The organism is Streptomyces sp. NPDC056987, from assembly GCF_042673865.1.
Classification (GTDB): domain Bacteria; phylum Actinomycetota; class Actinomycetes; order Streptomycetales; family Streptomycetaceae; genus Streptomyces.
Genome location: NZ_JBHURV010000001.1, coordinates 419,936 through 441,218 on the forward strand (window position 1 = coordinate 419,936; position 21,283 = coordinate 441,218).

Consider the following 21,283-nt stretch of genomic DNA (forward strand, 5'->3'; position numbering starts at 1 on the left):
GTCACAGGTCCCGGAAGCGGTTGATGGCGTCGAGATGGCGGGCCCTCAGCTCCTCGTCGCGCACGCCCAGGCCCTCGCGCGGTGCCAGCGCCAGCACGCCGACCTTGCCCTGGTGGCGGTTGCTGTGCACGTCGTACGCGGCCTGGCCGGTCTCCTCCAGCGCGTACACCTTCGACAGGGTCGGGTGGATCTTCCCCTTGGCGACGAGCCGGTTCGCCTCCCACGCCTCGCGGTAGTTGGCGAAGTGCGAGCCGACGATCCGCTTGAGGGACATCCACAGATAGCGGTTGTCGTACTCGTGGGTGTAGCCGGAGGTGGAGGCGCAGGTGACGATCGTGCCGCCCTTGCGGGTGACATACACGCTGGCGCCGAACGTCTCGCGTCCCGGGTGCTCGAAGACGATGTCCACGTCCTCGCCGCCGGTCAGCTCGCGGATGCGCTTGCCGAACCGCTTCCACTCGCGCGGGTCCTGGCGCTCCTCGTCCTTCCAGAACCGGTACCCCTCGGCGGACCGGTCGATGACCGCCTCGGCGCCCATCCGCCGGCACAGCTCGGCCTTGTGGTCGCTGGACACCACGCAGACCGGGTTCGCCCCGCCCGCGAGCGCGAACTGGGTCGCGTACGAACCGAGCCCCCCGCTCGCGCCCCAGATCAGCACGTTGTCGCCCTGCTTCATCCCGGCGCCGTTGCGGGAGACGAGCTGGCGGTACGCGGTCGAGTTGACCAGCCCGGGTGCCGCCGCCTCCTCCCAGCTCAGATGCTGGGGCTTGGGCATGAGCTGGTTGGACTTCACCAGCGCCAGCTCCGCGAGACCGCCGAAGTTGGTCTCGAACCCCCAGATCCGCTGCTCCGGGTCGAGCATCGTGTCGTTGTGCCCGTCGGACGACTCCAGCTCGACGGAGAGGCAGTGCGCGACCACTTCGTCCCCGGGCCGCCAGGCGTTGACGCCGGGTCCGGTCCGCAGGACGACGCCCGCCAGATCGGAGCCGATGACGTGGTACGGCAGGTCGTGCCGCCTGGTGAGGTCGCTGAGCCTGCCGTACCGCTCCAGGAAACCGAAGGTCGGCACGGGCTCGAAGATCGAGGTCCAGACGGAGTTGTAGTTGACGGAACTGGCCATGACGGCCACCAGGGCCTCGCCCGGCCCGAGTTCGGGCACCGGCACCTCGTCGAGGTGGAGCGAGGCGCGGGGGTCCTTCTCCCGGGTGGCCAGACCCGCGAACATGTCCGTCTCGTCCTTGTGCACGGTCACCGCGCGGTACGAGGCGGGCAGGGGCAGTGCGGCGAAGTCGGCGGACACGGCGTCCGGCGACTGGATCGCGTCCAGGATGTCCTTCACGGTGGTGCCTCCGGCGAAGCGGGGATCCGGGCGGGGATCCGAGTGCGAGGGTCGCGTGCGTGAGTGCGGTGGAGGGGCGGTGCCGATGCGGCGGGTCCTGCGGGTACGGCGGACCGTGCTGATCGGGGGCGCGCGGAGGTGCGGGTGCCTGTGACGCAGGCGTCCGGGACGCGGGCGGGATACGCCTGCGGGGACAGCCGGACACCTTCAACGTATGGCACCCCGTGACACCTGGCAAGGCACTGGGTGCCAAATTTCTGTCTCAGTTGTCGGGCTCGCGGCACGCATGAGCAATCCCTACCGCCCGGCCGCCGGTACGTATCACTTCCAAAGGGGGCAACGGGGCGGCGGGGCAACGGGGCAACGGGGCAGAGCTTGCCGGGAAGGGCGCTAGCGGGGCGCGTCCAGCAGGTCCGCCAGGCAGGCCAGGTACAGGGCGAGGGCCGTCGCCGGCTCCCTGACCGGTTGCCCCGACAGCCGTTCGATCTTCTCCAGCCGGTACAGCAGCGTGTTGCGGTGCACGCCCAGCCGCTCCGCCGTGCGGACCAACTGGAATCCGCCCTCGCCCCAGGCGATCAGCGTCTCCCGCAGCACCGGCCAGTCCGCGCGCTCCCGTACGGCGCCGAGCACGGACCCCGTGTAGCGGATCCGCTCCTGCCGTACGGCCGAGGCCACCAGCCGCGGTATCCGCAGCTCCGCGGCGGCGAAGACCCGCGCGGCCGGATCCAGCGCGGGGCCGATCCGCAGGGCCGCCGCCGCGTCACGGTACGAACCGCTCATCCCCGCCGCGCCCGCCCCCGGCTCACCGACCGCCATCCGGGCGTCCACCCCGTGCCGCTCGCGCACCAGCTCCACCAGGAGAGCGCACCGCTCCAGCAGCGCGGAGCGCTCCGCCGGCGAGGGACACCCCGGCGAGGGATGGAGGACGGCATAGCGTCCGGCGGCGATCTCCCCGGCCACGTCCTGGCCGCCGTGGAACTCCTCGCGCACCGTGCGCAGCAGTGACATCCGGGACACCGGGGGCGGGGGAGCGCCCGCCGCCGTCGGCCGGGCGGCCGGCGCGGGCCGCGCGTCGAGCAGCACCGCCGTCCGCGCGAGCCGGACATCGAGCCCCAGCTCCGTGGCGCGCCCCTCCACGGTCTCCGCGTCCACCACCTCCGGGTCGTACAGCGCGACATCCCGCACGAAGTCGTCCACCGCCCGCTCGTGCAGCAGCCGGGAGCGCAGCAGCGCCGCCTCCTCCAGCAGGATCTCGGTCTGCCGCTGCACGACCAGACCGAACCGGTGCACCTCCTCGGGTTCACCGGTCAGGCAGACCGTGCCCACCGCCTCGGCGCCCACCCGGATCGGCAGGCTGATGCCGGGCCGTACCCCGCGCAGCCGCTCCGCCTGCCCCGCGCTGTGTGTGGCGGCCCGCCGGGTGCGCAGCACTTCGGACGACGCCTCGTGGACCGTGCCGAGCCGCTCCCGGTCCCCGCAGCCGATCACCACCGACTCCCGGTCGGTGATCAGCACGTTGAAACCGATGATCCTGCCGATGTCGCAGGCGATCTCCTGGGCCAGTTCAGGGGTGAGAACCGCGGAACCCTCACGTCCGTCCATGTGCGGACCGTACAGGGAGAGCCGTATTCCGGTCCCCCGATCAGGACGCTTCGTACGGTGACGCCGCGGCCGGGACTCCCTACCTTCTACGCACACCCCACAAGGGCACCCCGCAAGCACACCCCCCCCACACCCCCCACACCCCCCACAGGCGCACCGCACAAGCGCACCCGCACCCCGGGGCCGTACGTCCCCTTCCCCCTTCCCCTTCTCATCCCGGAGACGGCCATGACCGCTTCATTGGAGAAGACCCGCCCCGGCAGGACCCACTGGCTCATCACGCTCTACGCGGGCGGCGGTGAGCTGTGCGACGGCTACATCCTCAGCATCATCGGGGTCGCCCTGCCCCTGATCACCATGGACTTCGGACTCGGCTCCGCGATGTCGGGGCTGGTCGGCTCCGCCTCGCTCATCGGGATGTTCGTCGGCGGGCTCGTCTTCGGCTACGTCACCGATCTGATCGGCCGGCAGAAGGTCTACCTCGCCGACATCACCGCCTTCATCGTGCTGTCCGCCGCCCAGTTCTTCGTCACCGACCCCTGGACGCTGACCCTGCTGCGGTTCGCCATGGGCATCGCCATCGGCGCCGACTTCGCCATCGCCGGCACCATCGCCTCCGAGTTCGCGCCCAAACGCTCCCGGGGCCCGCTGCTCGTCGTCATGGTCACCATGTGGTCGGTCGGCGCCGCGCTCGCCTATGTCGTCGGCTGGGCGATGCTCACCACGGGCCACGACGACTGGCGCCTCATGCTCGCCAGCAGCGCCGTCCCCGCCGCGCTCATCCTGCTGCTCCGCTTCGGCACCCCGGAGTCACCGCGCTGGCTGCTGAGCAAGGGCCGCGTCGAGGAGGCCACCCAGGTCCTCAAGCGGATGCTCGGCCCCGACGCCGACATCGCCGAGCTGGAGGAGGAGGCCGCCGCGCCCACCCGGTACCTGGACATCTTCCGGGGCGTCTACCGGCGCCGGACGGTCTTCATCGGGGTGTTCTGGGCCTGTCAGCTCCTGCCGATCTACGCCATCACGACCTACGAGCCGACCATCCTCGCCTCCCTCGGCCTCGACCACGGGGACAGCGCCTATCTGGGCGCCGTCGCCCTCCAGATCTTCTTCGTGCTCGGCTCGCTCTCCGGGATCCTCTTCGTCAACCGGGGGCGCAGAGCGCTGCTGCTGTGGTCCTTCGCGCTCGCCGCCGTGCCGCTGCTGGTGCTCTCGCTGCTGGCCGACCCCGGCCCGGCCGCCGTCCTCGTGCTCTTCGGGCTCTTCGGCCTCGCCTCGTTCTCCAGCCAGTGCCTCCAGGCGATCTATCCCTCCGAGCTGTTCCCCACCGGGATCCGCGCCACCGCCAACGGCTTCGCCACCGGCGCCAGCCGGATCGGCGCCGCCATCGGCACCTGGGGCGCCCCCGTCGTCCTCGGCCACTCCACCCGGCTGGCGATGTTCCTCGCCGCGCTGATCTGCGGCATCGGATGGCTCGCGTCCTATCTGCTGGCCCCGGAGACCAGCGGCCAGACCCTCGCAGAGTCCAGCGGCCCCGGGACGGGGAGCGGCGCCCGTACCGGCTCCGGTACCGGCTCCCGCGCCGCGTCCGCCGACCGGACCGACCCGCACGTTACGGAGACCTCGTGACCCCGCACCCGCCGCCCCTCCCGCAGCCCGCACCGTCCTCGAAGGCCCCACATCCCTCGCGGCCCTCGGGGCCTTCCGGGGCCCCGCACCGGAGGCCCGCGTCGGCGGTCGTCGTCGGCGGCGGCGTCATCGGCCTCTGCTGCGCCCACTACCTGAGCCTCGCCGGACTCGACGTCACCGTCCTGGAGCGGGACCGGCTCGGCAGCGGTGCCTCCCGGGGCAACGCGGGCGAGGTCTGCCCCGATCTGGTCGAACCGCTCGGCGCCCCCGGCGTGGCCGCCAAGGCGCTGATGGGGATGGCGCGCGCCGACAGCCCGCTCGCGGTCCGGCCCACCCCCCACCCGGAGCTGCTCGGCTTCCTGGCCCGCCTCGGACGGCACAGCACCCGGCACCACCACGCCCGGGGCGCGGCCGCCCTCGGCGCCCTGGCCAGGGACACCTTCGAGCTGTTCGAGGAACTGGAGGCGGCCGGGGTCGACGGGCGGGCGGACAAGGACGGCTATCTCTTCGCCTACCCGACGGCCCGGTCGGCGGCCCGAGCCCAGGAAGGCTTCCGGCGGCTCGGCGCCCCCGTGGCCGCCGGGGGGATCCTCGGCCCGGGGGCCCTCGCCGAACGGGAACCCGCGCTCGGCTCCGCCGCCCGCGCCGGGTTCCTGGTGGAGCGCCAGTGGTCGCTCGACCCCTCGCTCTTCGTGGACGGGCTGGCCGGCCGGCTGCGCCGGGACGGCGTCACCCTCGTGGAGGGCGCGCGCGTCACCGCCGTACGGCGCCGGGGCGCCCGTACCGAGGTGCGCACCAGCGCCGGGACGTACGCCGCCGACGTGACGGTGATCGCCGCCGGGGTGTGGTCACGTGAACTGTGCCGGGGGCTCGGGGTCGACATCGACCTGTTGCCGGGCAAGGGCTACAGCTTCTCGGCGCCCGCCGCCCGGCTGCCCGCCCGGCTGATCCACCTCGGGGCCGCGAAGGCCGTACTGACCCCGCTCGGCGACCGGCTGCGGGTCGCGGGCACGATGGAGTTCGACCGCGACCCGGACCGGTTCCGGCAGCGCCGGGTGGAGGCGATCGTCGCCGCCGTCCGCCCGTATCTGCGCGGAGTGGAGTGGGACCGGCGCGAGCAGGAGTGGATGGGGCCACGCCCCATGACCCCGGACGGGCTGCCGCTCATCGGGTGGCTGCCCGGCCGGCCGGGGGTACTGCTCGCCACCGGGCACAACATGCTGGGCCTGATGCTCGCCCCGGCGACCGGCAGGCTGGTCGGCGCGCTGGTCACCGGTGGCGCGGGCGACGCGGCGCCGGGTACGGCGGACGACGGGACGGCCGCCGCCATGGCCGCCGCCTTCGGCCCGGCGCGGGGCGCGCGCCGCTACCGGGGGGCGCTCACGCGTCCTTGAGGGCCCGCTGGATTGTCCGCATGACCTCCTCCAGCGGCGCGTCCGTGCGCGCCACCGTCACGAGCACCTCCCCGGTGGCGCGCGCGGTGGCCGCGGCGGGCAGCGGGGCGCGGCCCATGGCCCGGCCCGCGCCGATGCCCGTGCCGAAGGTGTCCCGGACGATCGCGAAGGCGTGGTCGAGCTGCCCCTCGACATCGCCCTCGCCGCCGGCCCGCAGCCAGCGGCGCAGCACATGGTTGTGCGCCGTGACGACGGCGGACGCGGCCACCTCGGCGAGCAGCGGGTCGTCGTTGCCGTCGGTGTGGTCGCGCTCGTCGAAGTGGCCCAGCAGATAGCGGGTGAACAGCCGTTCGTAGCGGGCCACCGAGGCGATCTCGCGCTCCCGGAGCGTGGGCACCTCCCGGGTCAGGCGGTAGCGCTCCACGGAGACCGCGGGGGAGGCCGCGTACATCCGCATGACCTCCTTGATGCCCCGGCAGACCGTGTCGAGGGGGTGCTCGTGCGGGGGCGCGGCGTTCAGCACGGCCTCGGCCCGTACGAGGGTGTCGTCGTGGTCCGGGAAGATCGCCTCTTCCTTGGAGCGGAAGTGCCGGAAGAAGGTACGGCGTGCCACTCCCGCGGCGGCGGCGATCTCGTCGACGGTCGTCGCCTCGTACCCCTTCGTCGCGAACAGCTCCATCGCCGCCGCGGCCAGTTCGCGGCGCATCTTCAGCCGCTGGGCGGCGGCACGGGTGCCCGCAGCGCTCTCCGGGGCGTCGGACCTGGTGCTCGTACGGGGGGACTTGGCGGGCTGGGACATGAGGTGAACGTACTGCATCGGCGCAGGAGAGCGCGCCCGCGGGGGCGGACCGCCCGGTCCCGGAGGCTCCGGTTCCGGGCCGGGCGGTCCGTCCGGGCCGGCGCCCCGCTCCTCGCCCGGGTCAGCGCCGCGCGTACGCACGGAAGCCGCGCCCCGACTTGCGGCCCAGGCAGCCCGCCGCCACCAGCCGCTCCAGCAGCGGCGCGGGGGCCAGGCCGGGGTCGCGGAACTCGCGGTGCAGGGCGCGTTCGATGGCGAGCGAGACGTCCAGGCCGACCACGTCGAGCAGTTCGAAGGGCCCCATCGGATAGCCGCCGCCGAGCCGCATCGCGGCGTCGATGTCGTCGAGGGTCGCGTAGTGCTGCTCGACCATCTTGATCGCGTTGTTCAGATACGGGAAGAGCAGCGCGTTCACGATGAAACCGGCGCGGTCGCCGCACTCCACCGGGTGCTTGCGGACCGTGGCGGCCACCTCGCGGACGGTGGCGTGCGCCTCGTCGGAGGTGAGGACCGTACGGACCACCTCGACCAGCCGCATCGCCGGGGCCGGGTTGAAGAAGTGCATGCCGACGACGTCCGCCGGGCGGGTGGTGGCGCGGGCGCAGGCCACCACGGGGAGCGAGGAGGTCGTCGTGGCCAGCACCGCGCCGGGCCGGCAGACCTTGTCGAGGGTGGCGAAGAGCGACCGCTTGACCTCCAGGTCCTCGGCCACCGCCTCGACCGCGAGATCCACTTCCGCGAGGGCGTCGGGCGAACCGGCCGGCACGATCCGCGCCAGCGTGGCGTCGCGCGCCCCGGCGCTGATCCTGCCCTTGGTGACGGAACGGCCGAGGGACTTCGCGATCCGGTCCCTGGCCGCCGCGGCCTTCTCCGGGCTCCGGGCGGCGAGCACCACCTCGTACCCCGCCACGGCGAAGACCTCGGCGATCCCGGCCGCCATCGTCCCGGAACCCACGACGCCGACGGAGCCGACCGGCCGGCCCGGGGCGCTGCCCGCGACAGGGGAGGGCGTGAGGGCGTCCGGCACGGGGACGGGGCTGCCCGGCGCCTCGTACGTGTAGAAGCCGCGCCCCGACTTCCGGCCGGTCAGCCCGGCGTCGCCGAGCTGCCTGAGCACCGGCGCCGGGGCGTGCAGCCGGTCCTGCGAGGCCGCGTACATCGCCTCCAGGACCGTACGGGCGGTGTCGATCCCGATCAGGTCGAGCAGCGCGAGCGGCCCCATCGGCAGCCCGCAGCCCAGCCGCATCGCCGCGTCGATGTCCTCGCGGGAGGCGTATCCGGCCTCGTACATCGCGGCGGCCTGGTTGAGATAGCCGAAGAGCAGCCCGTCCGCGACGAAGCCGGGCCGGTCGCCCACCGCGACGGGCTCCTTGCCCAGCTCGCGGGCGAGCGCGGTGACGGCCGCGACGGCCCGGTCCGCGGTGAGCACCGAGGAGACCACCTCGACCAGCTTCATCGCCGGGGCCGGGTTGAAGAAGTGCAGCCCCAGCACGCGTTCGGGCCGGGCGGTGTCGGCGGCGAGCCGGGTCACCGAGAGGGCGTTGGTGCCGGTGGCGAGGATGGTGGAGGGGGCGACGATGCCGTCCAGCTCGCGCAGCACCCGCAGCTTGGTCTCGTACGACTCGGGCACCACCTCGATCACCAGCGTGGCGTCGGCGGCGGCGCGCAGGTCGGAGAAGGTACGGAACCGCGCGAGCACGGTCCGCCGCTCCGCCGCGCCGATCCGGCCGCGCTCGACGGCCCGCGCGGTGGACGCCTCCAGGGCCGCGACGGCCCGGCGGGCGGCGGCCTCGCTGATGTCGATGCCGATGACCTCGCGGCCCGCCCGGGCCAGGACCTCGGCGATACCGGTGCCCATCGTGCCGAGACCGACGACGGCGACGGGGGAGAGAGGGATGTCCATCAGGGGACTCCAGGGGAGAGTGACGACTGGAAGGGCGCGCGGGGCCGGTGTAGGGGGCACGTGTGTAAGGGGCACGTGCCCGGAACGCGGAAACATGCGGCGCGCGCGGAAGTACGGCACTGCGGCACGGAAAGCTCGGTGGAACGACGGCGGGCCCTGTCCCGTGGCCGCGCCGTACGGTGCGGTGCCGAACCGACAGCACCGCCGACCACACTCACGAACGGCTGCGTCACCAGGCCCTCGTGAGCGGCGGAGGTCATCCGCTCATCTGAGGTTAACCCACGGGTAACGAGCGCGCCAGGGCTGGGCCGCTGTGCGCTCGGTCACCCGGCCGGCGCCCGGCTCCCAGGGGCGTCAAGAGTGGCCGGTCGGGCGGTAGTTGCTGCTGGTGGGCGCCGATATCCTGGGCCCATGGACGAGGACTTCCGCTCGCTCGCCGACCGGACCAGGGACGAGTCCGGGGGCTCCGGCGCGTACCGGCGGCTGATCCGCACCGACGACCGGGAAGCGCTGGCCGACGTCCTCGTCCAGCACGGACAGCCCCTGTGGGCGCGGGAGATCGCCGCCTTCCGGCTCGGCTGCGCGGGGGACCGGCGGGCCTTCGAGGCGCTGGTGCTCCTCCTCAACCACCGCGATCCGGAGCGGTGCGTCTCCGCCTCGTACGCCCTGGCCCGGCTCGGCGACCCGCGCACCTCCCGGGCCGCCGCCGCGCTCGCCACCAACGGGCTCCGGACGGCCTACGCGCTCCACCCCGTGCGGCTGCTCACCGAGTTACGGGCGCCCGAGTCCGTACCGGCGCTGATCACCACCCTGCAGCGCCTGCTGGCGCCGGACGAGCCGCACTGGCGGGTCGCGCTCGCCTGCGTCGAGGGCCTCGGCCACCTCGGCGACGCCCGCGCCCGCCCCGTCCTGACCGCGGCGAGGGACCACCCCCGCCTGGCGACGGCGGCCGGCGAGGCGCTCACGCGCATCCCCGGCGCCTGACCCGCTCGATCACTCTGCTGTCGGTCGGCCATGCCCGTGTGGACATCTACCAGGGCGCGGTCGCCTCTCTCGTCGATTCCTTTGGTGATGGCGGCCACTTGCCACGTGGGCGATCAGCCTGTCAGCCCCAGCAGGTCGGTCAGGTGGCGTCGGGTGTACGCGTATGCCTCCTGGGCATTGAGTGACCCTACGTCCACGGTCAGAACCCGCCACGGAGTGTGCGCGAGGAGGCGACATGTCAGGTCCGCCTCGAAGCGGAGATGAACGGCGGCCGATGCGAGGTCATGGACGGCCCGAGTGCCGGGGGAGTTGGCGAGTTTCCGCACGTACCAGTCTTCCCATGCCTCCCCCTCTCGGTCGACAGCGCGTCGCAGTGCCGTCTCCGGGTCGTCGTGGACGTACACCACGATGACCTGGGCCGGCTCCACTGCCCGGACTTGCTCTCCCAGGACGTGGACGAGAGTGCTCTCGCCGTGGCCCCAAGCCACGAGGGACGGGATGAAGGGCAGGAGGGCATCCGTGACCAAGTAGTCCCTGCCTGCCGCGAGTGACTCCGCGACATAGGCGCGCGTGGACTCGACGAGGGTCTCAGGCCGGACGCCGGCAGCTCCGCCGGCGAATTCTTCGGCCACGGGCCGGAAGGCCGACCGCGTAAGGATTTCGGCTTCCTCGAAGTGGTCGACCGATGCGCCGGTGCCGGCCAGCCACTCGGCCACAGCACGGCACAGGGTGGACTTGCCGACACCAGGGCTGCTCCCGATGACGGAGATGAGGTGCGCGGTCATGGTGAGAGTCTCGCACCGGTGAGATTCCCTTCACTTGATGAGGCGGCGGAAAACGATGAGGGCTGCGGCAACGAGGGGAGTGATGCCGCGGTGGCGGAGCTGCCGTCACAGCAGGGTGAGTTGGGTACCGCCGGGTTCCTGGGGCGGCGGTGCCGCGGGGGTGGTGCGGATGCGGCGGGCCGTGCCGCTGCTCGCGGGGCCGATGCCGAACTCGTCGGCCAGTTCGTGGACTTGGCGGGTGATCCGCCGCTGGTACCACTTCGGGGCGTACGACCCGTCCGCGTACAGCCGTTCGTACCGCGCCACCAGATGCGGGTGGTGCCGCCCCAGCCACGCCATGAACCACTCGCGCGCGCCCGGCCGCAGATGCAGGACGAGCGGGGTCACGGAGGCGGCGCCGGCCGTGGCGATCGCCCGGACCGTCTCCCTGAGCTGTTCGGGGCTGTCGCCGAGGAACGGGATGACCGGGGCCATCAGCACCCCGCAGCCGATGCCCTGGCCGGTCAGCGTCCGTACGACGTCGAGACGGCGTTCGGGGGAGGGGGTGCCGGGTTCGACCGTGCGCCACAGCTCCTGGTCGAGGAAGCCGACCGAGACCGAGATGCCGACGTCGGTGACGGCAGCCGCCTCGCGCAGCAGATCGAGATCGCGGAGGATCAGCGTCCCCTTGGTGAGGATGGAGAACGGGTTGGCGTGGTCGCGCAGCGCCGCGATGATCCCCGGCATCAGCCGGTAGCGGCCTTCGGCCCGCTGGTAGCAGTCGACGTTCGTGCCCATCGCGATGTGCGCCCCCTGCCACTGGCGGGAGGCCAGTTGGCGGCGTACCAGCTCCGGCGCGTTGACCTTCACGACGATCTGTGAGTCGAAACCCAGACCGGTGTCCAGGTCCAGATAGCTGTGGGTCTTGCGGGCGAAGCAGTAGACACAGGCGTGGGTGCAGCCCCGGTACGGGTTGACCGTCCATTCGAACGGCATACGGGACGCGCCCGGCACCCGGTTCACGATCGAACGGGCCCGGATCTCGTGGAACGTGATGCCGCGGAACTCCGGGGTGTCGAAGGTGCGCGTCGTCACCGCGGCCGTGCCGAAGAGCGCGATCTCCCCGGGCGGCGGCCCCGGTGTGCCGGTCGGTCCCGGGGGTCCGCTCGCTCCGGGCGTTCCGGTCCCCGGGGTGTCGGGTGGGCTTTCGGCCAGATTGTCCCAGCGCATGGGTGCCTCCTCGGTAGCACTGGCGACAGAATAGAACACTTGTTCCCTTGATCGCTGCTACCCCGGATTTGGGCGGGTGTGCCGGGGGGTGGTTGGCTGGCCGCACCCCACTGAAGAACCGAGTGCTGGAGGAAGAGCCATGGCGCAGGTCGAGGCCACGACGGAGCGAATCATCGCGGCGGACCCGGAGACGGTGTTCGATGCTCTGGCCGACTACGAGAACACCCGCGCGAAGCTCCTCCCGGGGCAGTTCAGCGAGTACGAGGTCCGCGAGGGCGGCGACGGTGAGGGCACCCTCGTCCACTGGCGGCTCCAGGCCACCAGCAAGCGGGTGCGCGACTGCCTGCTGGAGGTGACCGAGCCCAGCGACGGCCGGCTCGTGGAGAAGGACCGCAACTCCTCGATGGTCACCACCTGGACCGTCACCCCGGCCGGCGAGGGCCGTTCGAAGGCCGCCGTCACCACGGTCTGGGACGGCGCCGGCGGCATCGGTGGATTCTTCGAGCGGACCTTCGCGCCGAAGGGGCTCGGCCGCATCTACGACGAGCTGCTGGCCAAGCTCGCCACGGAGACCGAGAAGGGCTGACCCCCTCTCACCGTTTCGAGTGGTTTTCCCCGCGGCGCGGTGGTGCGCCCCCGGCGTGCGGCGTCGCGGGAAAGCCCCTGATGAGCGCCTCGTTGCCACCTTTTCCGCTCAACTTCCCACCGTCACACTCCTCTTCGGGGGAGAGCCTTCCGCTTGCTCCTGCTCGGCGGCCAATGCGAAGAATGACGCCGCGCAGGTGCGACGAGGGGAGCAGTACGTGGGTGGGACCACTCTGATGCCGGAGGGCGGGCCGGCCGTCGAAGGCGACGGCGGAGCCGCCCACGGCGGGGACGGGCACGGCGACGGCGCCGGACGGCGGCCCACCCCGCGGAGCGCCGGCCCGGACACGCCCGGGCCCCCCGCCCCGGGCGTGTCCGGCGCCGCGGCCCCGCTCAGCCCCCGCCGGATCCGCCTGGTCTTCCTCGGCCTGATGCTCGCGCTGCTGCTGGCCTCGCTGGAACAGATGATCGTGGCCACCGCGCTGCCGAAGATCGTCGGCGAACTCCAGGGCCTGGACCGGATGTCCTGGGCGATCACCGCGTATCTGCTCACCGCCACGATCGGCCTGCCCGTCTACGGAAAGCTCGGCGACCTCCTCGGCCGCAAGGGCGTCTTCCAGTTCGCGATCGTCGTCTTCGTCATCGGCTCCGCGCTGGCCGGCTGGTCCCGCACGATGGACCAGCTCATCGCCTTCCGCGCGCTCCAGGGCGTCGGCGCGGGCGGACTCATGATCGGCGTCCAGGCGATCATCGCGGACATCGTGCCGCCCCGGCAGCGCGCCCGGTACATGGGGCTCATCGGGGCGGCCTTCGGGCTCGCCTCCGTCGCGGGGCCGCTGCTCGGCGGCTTCTTCACCGACCACGCCTCCTGGCGCTGGTGCTTCTACTTCAACGTGCCCTTCGGGCTCGTCACCCTCGCCGTCGTCACCGCGGTCCTCAAGCTCCCCAAACCCGCCGCCCGCGCCCGGCTCGACGTCCTCGGCACGCTGCTCCTCGCCGCCGCGTCCACCTGCCTGGTGCTGCTGACCAGCTGGGGCGGTACGGAGTACGCCTGGGGCTCCCGCGTCATCCTCGCGCTCGCCGCGGGCGCCGTCGTGACCTCGGTGCTCTTCCTGGTCGTCGAGCGCTTCGCCGCCGAACCGGTCATCCCGCCGCGCCTCTTCCGCGACTCCGTCTTCAACGTCACCGGACTGCTGGGCGCGATCGCCGGGGTGGCGCTGTTCGGCGCGGCCAGCTATCTGCCGACCTTCCTCCAGATGGTCGAGGGGGCCAGCGCCACCGAGTCCGGGCTGCTGATGCTGCCCATGATGGGCGGCATCGTCGTCTCCTCCGTCCTCGCGGGGCAGCTTGTCAGCCGTACAGGGCGCTACAAGATCTACCCCGTGCTCGGCTCCGCGGTCGCGACCGTCGGGATGTGGCTGCTCTCCCGGCTGGAGGCCGACACGTCCCTGGTGTTCTGCGCGGTGGCGCAGGCGGTCCTCGGGCTCGGGGTCGGCCTGGTGATGCCGGTGCTGGTGCTGGCCGTGCAGAACTCCGTACGCCCCGCCGACCTCGGCACCGCCACCAGCGCCAACAACTACTTCCGGCAGATCGGCGGCAGCGTCGGCGCCGCCGTCTTCGGCACGCTCTTCGCGGGCCGTCTCGCCGGGGCGCTGGCCGACCGGCTGCCCGCCGGGGCCGATCTGCCGAGCCCCGAGTCCATCACCCCGCAGACGGTCCACGCCCTGCCGCCCGCGCTGCGTGACGGCTATGTCCAGGCGTACGCGGACGCCATGCCGCGGATCTTCCTCTATCTCGTGCCGGTGCTCGCGCTCGGCCTGTTGACCGCCTTCTTCCTCAAGGAGAAACCGCTGGTGTCCCAGAACGCCTCCGCCGCCGAGCCCACCGCCGCCGAGCCGGCCGCGGTCCCGCCGCCGCGCGCCGCCCAGCCCGCAGCCGGGGCGCCGCCGGTGCCGGGGACACCCGCCGGATACGTCCCGGAGACGTCCCTCGGGTACGCCCCGGGGGCGCCCGCACCGTACGTCCCGGCGGCGCCCGCACCGTACGCCCCGGCGCCCACCGCGTACGTCCCGGGCGTGGCCGTCTGCGGCACCGTCCAGCACCCGGACGGCTCCACCGTGCCGCGCGCCGCCCTCACTCTCATCGACGTCCAGGGACACCAGATCGGGCGCGGCGCGAGCGGCCAGGACGGGCGGTACGCGCTGAGCGTGCCCGGACCCGGCTCGTACGTGATGATCGCGGCGGCCGGCGGGCACCAGCCGCAGGCCGTCACGGTGACCGTCGGTGAACGCCCCGTCGAGCTGGACGTGGTCCTCGGCGGGGCGGGCCGGCTGGCGGGCGCCGTGGTGACCGCCGACGGCACCCCCGTACGGGACGCCGCCGTGACCCTCACCGACGTCCGCGGGGACGTCGTGGCGACCACCCGCAGCGGACGCGAGGGCAGTTACGTGATCTCGGAGCTGGTGGCGGGCGAGTACACGCTGGCCGCGAGCGCCCCAGCCTTCCGGCCCGCCGCGCTCCCGGTCACCGTGCAGGCGTCACGGGAGACCCGGCAGGACATCGAGCTGGCCGGCGGGGCGGTGCTGCGCGGCACGGTGCGGGCCGGGGGCGGGCGGCCCGTCGAGGACGCCAGGGTCACCCTGCTCGACGCGGCGGGCAATGTGGTGGACACCCTGACCACTGGCGCCGACGGCACGTTCCGTTTCGTGGATCTCTCCTCCGGCGAGTACACGGTCATCGCGGCGGGCTATCCTCCGGTGGCCACCGTGCTCCGGATGGCGGGCGGCGGGCGCACCGAACGTGATCTGCAATTGGGTCACGAGGACTGACCGGAATTCAGTGAAGTTCCGTGAAGAAGGGGTTGTGCGCGGGCGCACTACCGATTAGTTCATTGCCCGGCGCAACCTGTGCCGAAGTGCGTACCGTGGAGGCGGAGCCGCGGATCCCGGCGGCAGGGAAGGAGCCTTCCACCCATGGACAGGGGTATTCCGCCGGGGCCGCCCGAGCAATTCGCGGCGGCCGGCCGGATTCCGCTCGCCGTGGTCGTCGTGGACGGCGACGGACTGGTGTCGCACTGGTCGAGCGGGGCCCGGCGGCTGTTCGGGCCCACGCGGGACGAGGCGGTGGGCCAGGCGGCGGCGGATCTGATGCCGGTGGCCGGCGCCCTCGCGCAGGACGAGCCGAGCGTCGCCCACGGCGGCGACGAGGGCCCGTACGGCCGGCCCGGCCAGGACATCACGCCCCGGGACATCCCGTCCGGGCAGTCCGGCCAGGACATCCCGTCCGGGCAGGGGTACGACGTCCGGTACGGCCGCGACGAGCTGGGCCCGGAGCTGCACACCCGCGGCTCCTACGCGACCGCCGGGTGCGCCAAGCTCTCCGAGCCGGGGCGCGGCAGGCTCGACGTGCTCTGGTGGGCCTATCCGCTGGTCGGTCCGGGCCCCGGACGCCATCTCGTACTCGCCGCCGACGCCGCGCAGTTCCGGACGGCCGACGGCGAGGCGACCGGCGACCCGGACGGCGGCGCGCTGCGGATCACCCCGGCCTTCGCCCTGCACACGGAGTTCCCCGACGCCGACCGGCTGGCGCGGCGGCTGCCGGACATCCTGCCCAACATGGGGCCCGCCGCGGCCGGCCGGATCGTCTCCCAGGTCCTCGAACTCGGCTATCCCGTGCTGGAGTTCAGCCACCAGGACCGGGTCCCGGTCACCCCCGACTGGGGCGTGCCGAAACGGGCGGTGGGGCGCCCGGGGAGCCCGGCGCCCGAGGACGGGTCGGCACCGTACCGGCGGCGGGCGGCGCCCCGGCCCGAACTCGACCTGGAGTATGCGGAGGTGCGCGAGCGCCTCGAATTCCTGAACGAGGTCAGCGGCCGGATCGGCACCTCCCTCGATCTGGCCCGCACCATCCGCGAGGTCACCAGCGCCGCGGTGCCCCGCTTCACCGACTTCGCCGGCACCCATCTGCGCGCCGCCGTGCTCGCCGGCGAGGGGTTCCCGGACGGGCCGCCCGACGTCACGACCATCTGGCACCGCGTCTGGGTCGAACACAACGACGAGCCGGGCCGCTGGGACGACACGGTCCCGGTCGGCGAGGCCATCGCCTTCCCCGAACACACCCCGTTCTTCCAGTGCATGGTCACCGGCGAGCCCGTGCTCATCCCCCGGATCAGCGAGGAGCAGGGCAACCGGATCTCGGGCGAGTTCGAGAAGCGCGATCTGCGGCCCCTCATCAACCACCGCTCCATGCTGCTCGTCCCGCTCAAGGCGCGGGACGTGGTGCTCGGCTTCATGGTGCTGATGCGGCGGCCCGAGCGCGAGCCGTTCGACGCCATGGACCGGACGACCGGGGCCGAACTCGCCGCCCGCGCCGGGCTCGTCCTCGACAACGCCCGCATGTACACGTACCAGGAGAACGTCGCCGAGACGCTCCAGGACAGCATGCTGCCGCAGGTCCCGCCGCGCATGGCGGGGTGCGACATCGCCACCCGCTATCTGCCCGGCACCCGGCTCGGCCGGATCGGCGGCGACTGGTTCGACGCCGTCAAGCTGCCGGGGTCGCGTACCGCGCTGGTCGTCGGCGACGTGATGGGGCACGGCCTCAACTCGGCCGCGATGATGGGCCAGTTGCGCACCGCCGTCCAGACGATGGCCACCATGGAGATGCCGCCCGCCCAACTGCTCCGCAATCTCGACGACCTGGCGCAGCGGCTCGGCGAACAGTATCTGGCGACCTGCCTGTACGCGGTGTACGACCCGATCCGCTCCGAGGTCCAGATCGCCAACGCGGGCCACATCCCGCCGGTGCTCGTCCGCGCCGAGGACGGCAGCGGCGAAGTCCTCGACGTGCCGACCGGCGCGCCCATCGGCGTCGGCGGCGTGGCCTTCGAGACCGCGACCGTACGGATCCGCCCCGGCGACCGGCTGGTGCTCTGCACCGACGGGCTGGTCGAGGTGCGCGGCGCGGACATCGGGGACGGTCTCGCGGCGCTCTGCGCCACCGCCGCCCACCCCGCGGCCTCGATGAACGACGCCTGCGACACGATCATCCGCGCGCTGAACACCCGCGACGGGCGCAAGGACGACGTGGCGCTGCTGATGGCGCGGCTCAATGGCATCCCCGCCGACGACGTGGCGGAGTACGAACTCGCCCTGGACCCGCGCGAGGTGGGGCGCGCCCGGCGGCTGGTACGCGACCGGCTCCTCGGCTGGGAGCTGCCCGGCCCGGTGGTGGACACGGCCGAACTGATGGTCAGCGAGCTGGTCACCAACGCCGTGAACCACGCCCGTTCGCACCGGGTCGTGCTGCGGCTGGTCCGTACGGACGCCCTGCTCTGCGAGGTCCTCGACGACGAACCGGCGCCGGCCACCCTGCTCAGCGCGGGCCGTTCCGACGAGTACGGCCGCGGACTGCGGGTGGTGAGCGCGCTCGCCCGCGAGTGGGGCAGCAGCAGTTCGGCACACGGCAAGACGGTCTGGTTCGAACAGGCGCTGCCGCGGGCGCCGCGCGTCCGTGCGAAGGGCAGGTGAAGGAAGCACCCGGCCCTCTTGCCCCACGCTCCCCACGGACGGTACTCCTCGGTGCGACAACTCGCGCCTGGCGAGCCGGACTTGGGGAGGACCGACATGGATGTGTCGTCGCGCTACCGTGAATCCTGGGAAGGGTACTGGCGGGAGACCTCCGACGTGCCGGGCGAGGCGATCTGGGACTGCGACCCGTCGCTCAGCTCCGTCCCGCACAGCGACCTGCTGGTGCCGCACGCCGACACCTCACTGCCCGTGGTCGACCTCGGCTGCGGCAACGGCACGCAGACGCGCTATCTCGCGACCCGTTTCGCCCGCGCGATCGGGGTGGATCTCTCGCACGCCGCGATCGAACACGCCCGCCGCGCCGACACCACGGGGACGGCCGAGTTCGAACAGCTCAATCTGGTCGACCACGACGCCGTGCGCGCGCTGCGTCAGCGCACCGGTGACACCAATGTCTACATGCGCGCCGTCATACACCAGAGCGAACCGCAGGACCGGCCCGCGGTCGCGGCGGCCGTCGCGGAACTGGTCGGCACGCGCGGCCGGGCCTTCGTCGCCGAGCTGACGCCCGCCTCCAAGGCGGTGCTCCAGGGGGCGGTGGAGAGCCCCGGCGGCCCGCCGGAGAAGCTGCGGCGGGTCTTCGAGCACGGGCTCAGGCCCGCGAGCGTGACCGACGAGGAGGTGCCTGACCTGCTCCGCGAGGCCGGCCTGGAGATCCTCGCCAGCGGTGACACCGCGCTCCCGCAGACGGAGCACCTGCCCGACGGCACCCGCATCGACCTCCCGGCGAGATGGTTCGTGCTCGCCGGCCAGTGACCCGGGAGGGCCGTACGGGGTTACCGCACGGGGCAGTTGTACGGGGCGGGCCGCCGGCCGCCCCGTACGGGTCACCCCTCGCCCGCGCCCACTCCCGCCCCCGCCCTCGCCCCGACCGTCGGACGGCGGCGCGGGTGGGGGATGGGCAGCGGAAAGCCGCCGGGGCGCCGGGGCGTCAGCGTCTGGAGCCGGATGACGGCCTCCAGGCCACCGCCCGGCGCGGGCAGCAGCAGCGCCTCGCCGCCGCTGGCCAGGGTGAGCCGCTGCACGAGGGAGAGCCCGAGACCGGTGCCGCCCTTGGGCGCGTCGGGCGCGCGCCAGAACCGGTCGAAGGCCCGCCGCCGCTGCTCCGCGCTCATCCCCGGCCCCTGGTCGGCGACATGGAGCTCGGCGCCGGTGCCGCGCAGCCGCCGGAAGACCGTCACCGTACTTCCCGCCGGCGCGACCCGCAGGGAGTTGGAGAGCAGGTTGTCCAGGATCTGTTCCACGGCCCCGGGGACGGCCAGCGCGTGACCGATCGGATCGCCGAGCAGCAGCAGCCGTACGCCGTGCCGCTCGTACAGGGCGTTCCAGGCGTAGACGCGCTCCTTGGCCGCCACGTCCAGATCGACCGCCTCGGGGGTGAGCGCGGTCTCCTCCATCCGGGCGAGGGAGAGCAGCCCCTCGACCATCCTGGCCAGCCGTTCCGTCTCCGTCATCGCCGCGTCGAGGTTGGACCGCAGATGCGGCGGCACATCGGGTTCCAGATTGTCCAGGCGCAGCCGCAGCGCGGCGAGCGGCGTCTTCAGCTGGTGGGACGCCTCGCCCGCGAACGCGGCCTGCGAGGCGAGCAGATGCTCCAGCAGCGCGGCCGTACGGTTGAACGTGGCGGCCAGCACCCGCACTTCGGGCGGGCCCGTGGTGACCGAGGCCGGAGTGGTCAGGCTGCCGCCCGCCAGAGTGCGTGCGGCGCGCTCCAGTTCACGGATGGGCCCGCCGATCCACCGGGCCAGCGCGAACGCCACCGTACCGACGGCGATCAGCACCCCGGCCCCGCCGAGTGCCAGCCCCAGCCACACCCGGTGGACGTCGCGCGCGACGGCGTCCGTGGGCACGATGAGCCGCACGGCGCCCTGGAGCGTCGCGCCGTGCCGGACCGGGACGGCCACCGAGAGCCAGTTGACGCCGCCGATCGAGGAGGTGCGCACATCGGCGCCGTTGCCGCCGCGCAGCGCCGCGGAGATCTCGGGGCGCTCGGCGAGGCCCGCCTGCTCCCGCGCGTCGAGCCGGTGCGAGGTGGCGAGCGGGACGCCCGCCGGGTCCACGACCAGGACCCGGCCGCCCATGCGCTCGGCACAGGCCACGACCCGCGCGGCGAGATCCTCCGGACTGCCGTAGGCGAGGGAGAGCGAGGCGAAGTCGGCGATCGACTCGGCCTCCTCGTGGGCGGCGTTGGTGGCGCGTTCGCGCTCCGCGCGGCTGTAGACGTAGCCGAGCGGGATCTCCAGACAGATCAGGACCAGAGCGGCGAGGGTCAGATAACTGACCAGCAGTCTGCGCGTCATCAGAACCGTGACCCCGGGTGGTCGAAGGCGTGCTCGGCACCGGCCGGGCCCTGGTGTTCCTCGTGCGGTTCGGTCCGCACGGCGAGCCGCAACCCTACCCCGCGCAGCGTCTGGATCCAGGCCGGATTCCCCAGCTTCCGCCGCAGCGTGGCGACATGGACGTCCAGGGTCTTGGTGGGCCCGTGGAAGTTCGGGTCCCAGACCCGGTCGAGGATCTGCTGGCGGGAGTAGACCGCGCCGGGATCCTCGGTCAGCAGGGCCAGCAGATCGAACTCCTTGGGGGTGAGGATCACCGCCCGCTCACCGACCCAGACCTGCCGGGTGCGCCGGTCGACGATCAGCGCGCCCGTGGCGGACGGCGGGGGCACGGACCCGGCCTCGGGCGGTTCATGGAACGGGTCCGCCGCAGGACCCCCCGCCGGTCCATAGGCCGGCGGCGCCTCGTAGGCCGGTGCCGGCTCGCGGACCCGCGGGGGCGCGGGCGCCCGTCCGGGCGGGGCGGGCCGGCGCGGCGCGGCCGGGGCGGACGCCGCCGCGGGGGCCGGGGGAGCCGCGGGGGCCGGGGGAGCGGAAGGAGCCGGGGGAGCGGCCGGCATCGGGTACGGGAACGCCCCGCGCCCGTGGGTCACCTCCACCCCGATGGGCGCCGGGATCCCGCCGAAGGCGCCCGTGGCGCCGTTCGGCCCCATGGGCGCGGTGCCCGCCGGGGCCGGACCCGCCCAGGCCGCGGTCCGGCGGGTGACGGCCCGGATCCGGGCGATCAACTCCCGTACGCTGAACGGCTTCGCGAGGTAGTCGTCGGCGCCCAGCTCCAGGCCGAGCACCCGGTCGGCCTCCGTGCCGCGTGCGGTGAGCATGATGATCGGCACGTCCGAGACCTGCCGGATGCCCCGGCAGACGTCGATGCCGTCCATGTCCGGCAGCCCGAGATCGAGCAGGACGATGTCGCCGTACGGGCCGCGCAGTCCGTCCGCGCCCGTGGTCACATGACCCACCGTCAGGCCGTACCGGCCCAGACCCTCGACCAGGGGCTCGGCGATCGTCTCGTCGTCCTCGATGAGCAGGGCCCTCAGGGTCATGTATTTCCGTCTCTCCGTGAATTCGGCCGGCGCGAGTTCTCCCCCGTATTCGCGCCGGGGCGAACACCGTACGATAAACGAATGCGGCGA

General features: G+C 73.3%; 15 protein-coding genes. 7 read left to right on the top strand and 8 right to left on the bottom strand.

Annotation, left to right across the window (positions count from 1 at the left end):
- Position 1: 1 nt before the first annotated feature.
- Positions 2–1,339 (bottom strand): crotonyl-CoA carboxylase/reductase, encoded by a 1,338-nt coding sequence (ccrA, locus tag ACFTZC_RS01840; protein ID WP_382885812.1) that lies wholly within the window; start codon positions 1,337–1,339, stop codon positions 2–4.
- Positions 1,340–1,729: 390 nt separating this feature from the next.
- Positions 1,730–2,941 (bottom strand): CdaR family transcriptional regulator, encoded by a 1,212-nt coding sequence (locus ACFTZC_RS01845; RefSeq protein WP_382885813.1) that lies wholly within the window; start codon positions 2,939–2,941, stop codon positions 1,730–1,732.
- 228 nt (positions 2,942–3,169) lie between these two features.
- Here ACFTZC_RS01845 and ACFTZC_RS01850 point away from each other — a divergent pair, with 228 nt between their 5' ends.
- Both ACFTZC_RS01850 and ACFTZC_RS01855 read left to right on the top strand, forming a co-directional pair.
- The gene (locus tag ACFTZC_RS01850; protein ID WP_382885815.1) at positions 3,170–4,567 is read left to right on the top strand and encodes an MFS transporter; all 1,398 of its coding nucleotides are present in this window, start codon (positions 3,170–3,172) and stop codon (positions 4,565–4,567) included.
- Positions 4,564–5,961: an NAD(P)/FAD-dependent oxidoreductase gene (locus ACFTZC_RS01855; RefSeq protein ID WP_382885817.1), complete on the top strand. Its 1,398-nt coding sequence runs from the start codon at positions 4,564–4,566 to the stop codon at positions 5,959–5,961. The genes ACFTZC_RS01850 and ACFTZC_RS01855 overlap by 4 nt, the downstream gene beginning before the upstream one ends.
- On the opposite strand, the gene ACFTZC_RS01860 is transcribed toward ACFTZC_RS01855, so the two are convergent.
- Both ACFTZC_RS01860 and ACFTZC_RS01865 read right to left on the bottom strand, forming a co-directional pair.
- Positions 5,948–6,760, bottom strand: coding sequence for a TetR family transcriptional regulator (locus tag ACFTZC_RS01860; protein ID WP_382885819.1), 813 nt, complete (start codon positions 6,758–6,760; stop codon positions 5,948–5,950). The two genes, ACFTZC_RS01855 and ACFTZC_RS01860, sit on opposite strands and share 14 nt — an antisense overlap.
- A 121-nt stretch (positions 6,761–6,881) precedes the next feature.
- Complete coding sequence (locus ACFTZC_RS01865) at positions 6,882–8,663, bottom strand: 3-hydroxyacyl-CoA dehydrogenase family protein (RefSeq protein WP_382885820.1); 1,782 nt, start codon at positions 8,661–8,663, stop codon at positions 6,882–6,884.
- Positions 8,664–9,074: 411 nt separating this feature from the next.
- Here ACFTZC_RS01865 and ACFTZC_RS01870 point away from each other — a divergent pair, with 411 nt between their 5' ends.
- Positions 9,075–9,647, top strand: a complete 573-nt coding sequence (locus tag ACFTZC_RS01870; protein WP_382885821.1) for an adenylosuccinate lyase — start codon at positions 9,075–9,077, stop codon at positions 9,645–9,647.
- A 113-nt stretch (positions 9,648–9,760) separates the two neighbouring features.
- On the opposite strand, the gene ACFTZC_RS01875 is transcribed toward ACFTZC_RS01870, so the two are convergent.
- Together ACFTZC_RS01875 and ACFTZC_RS01880 are read right to left on the bottom strand one after the other, a co-directional pair.
- A complete protein-coding gene (locus ACFTZC_RS01875; protein ID WP_382885823.1) occupies positions 9,761–10,432 on the bottom strand; it encodes a hypothetical protein in 672 nt (223 codons plus the stop codon).
- A 105-nt stretch (positions 10,433–10,537) separates the two neighbouring features.
- Complete coding sequence (locus ACFTZC_RS01880) at positions 10,538–11,641, bottom strand: Rv2578c family radical SAM protein (protein WP_382885824.1); 1,104 nt, start codon at positions 11,639–11,641, stop codon at positions 10,538–10,540.
- 139 nt (positions 11,642–11,780) lie between these two features.
- On the opposite strand from ACFTZC_RS01880, the gene ACFTZC_RS01885 reads away from it, so the two are divergent.
- The 4 genes from ACFTZC_RS01885 to ACFTZC_RS01900 all read left to right on the top strand — a co-directional run bounded on the left by ACFTZC_RS01885 (position 11,781) and on the right by ACFTZC_RS01900 (position 18,570).
- Positions 11,781–12,227: an SRPBCC family protein gene (locus tag ACFTZC_RS01885; RefSeq protein WP_382885826.1), complete on the top strand. Its 447-nt coding sequence runs from the start codon at positions 11,781–11,783 to the stop codon at positions 12,225–12,227.
- Positions 12,228–12,462: 235 nt separating this feature from the next.
- Positions 12,463–15,054, top strand: a complete 2,592-nt coding sequence (locus ACFTZC_RS01890; protein ID WP_382886025.1) for an MFS transporter — start codon at positions 12,463–12,465, stop codon at positions 15,052–15,054.
- Between the two features lie 144 nt (positions 15,055–15,198).
- Positions 15,199–17,754 (top strand): SpoIIE family protein phosphatase, encoded by a 2,556-nt coding sequence (locus ACFTZC_RS01895; protein WP_382885829.1) that lies wholly within the window; start codon positions 15,199–15,201, stop codon positions 17,752–17,754.
- A gap of 96 nt (positions 17,755–17,850) precedes the next feature.
- Entirely contained in the window at positions 17,851–18,570 is a 720-nt protein-coding gene (locus tag ACFTZC_RS01900; protein WP_382885831.1) for a class I SAM-dependent methyltransferase, read from the top strand.
- A gap of 71 nt (positions 18,571–18,641) precedes the next feature.
- Here ACFTZC_RS01900 and ACFTZC_RS01905 read toward each other — a convergent pair whose 3' ends face one another.
- Together ACFTZC_RS01905 and ACFTZC_RS01910 are read right to left on the bottom strand one after the other, a co-directional pair.
- Entirely contained in the window at positions 18,642–20,114 is a 1,473-nt protein-coding gene (locus ACFTZC_RS01905; RefSeq protein ID WP_382885833.1) for a sensor histidine kinase, read from the bottom strand.
- On the bottom strand, positions 20,114–21,193 hold the full coding sequence (locus ACFTZC_RS01910) for a response regulator transcription factor (RefSeq protein WP_382885834.1): 1,080 nt from the start codon (positions 21,191–21,193) through the stop codon (positions 20,114–20,116). The genes ACFTZC_RS01905 and ACFTZC_RS01910 overlap by 1 nt, the downstream gene beginning before the upstream one ends.
- Positions 21,194–21,283 lie beyond the last annotated feature (90 nt).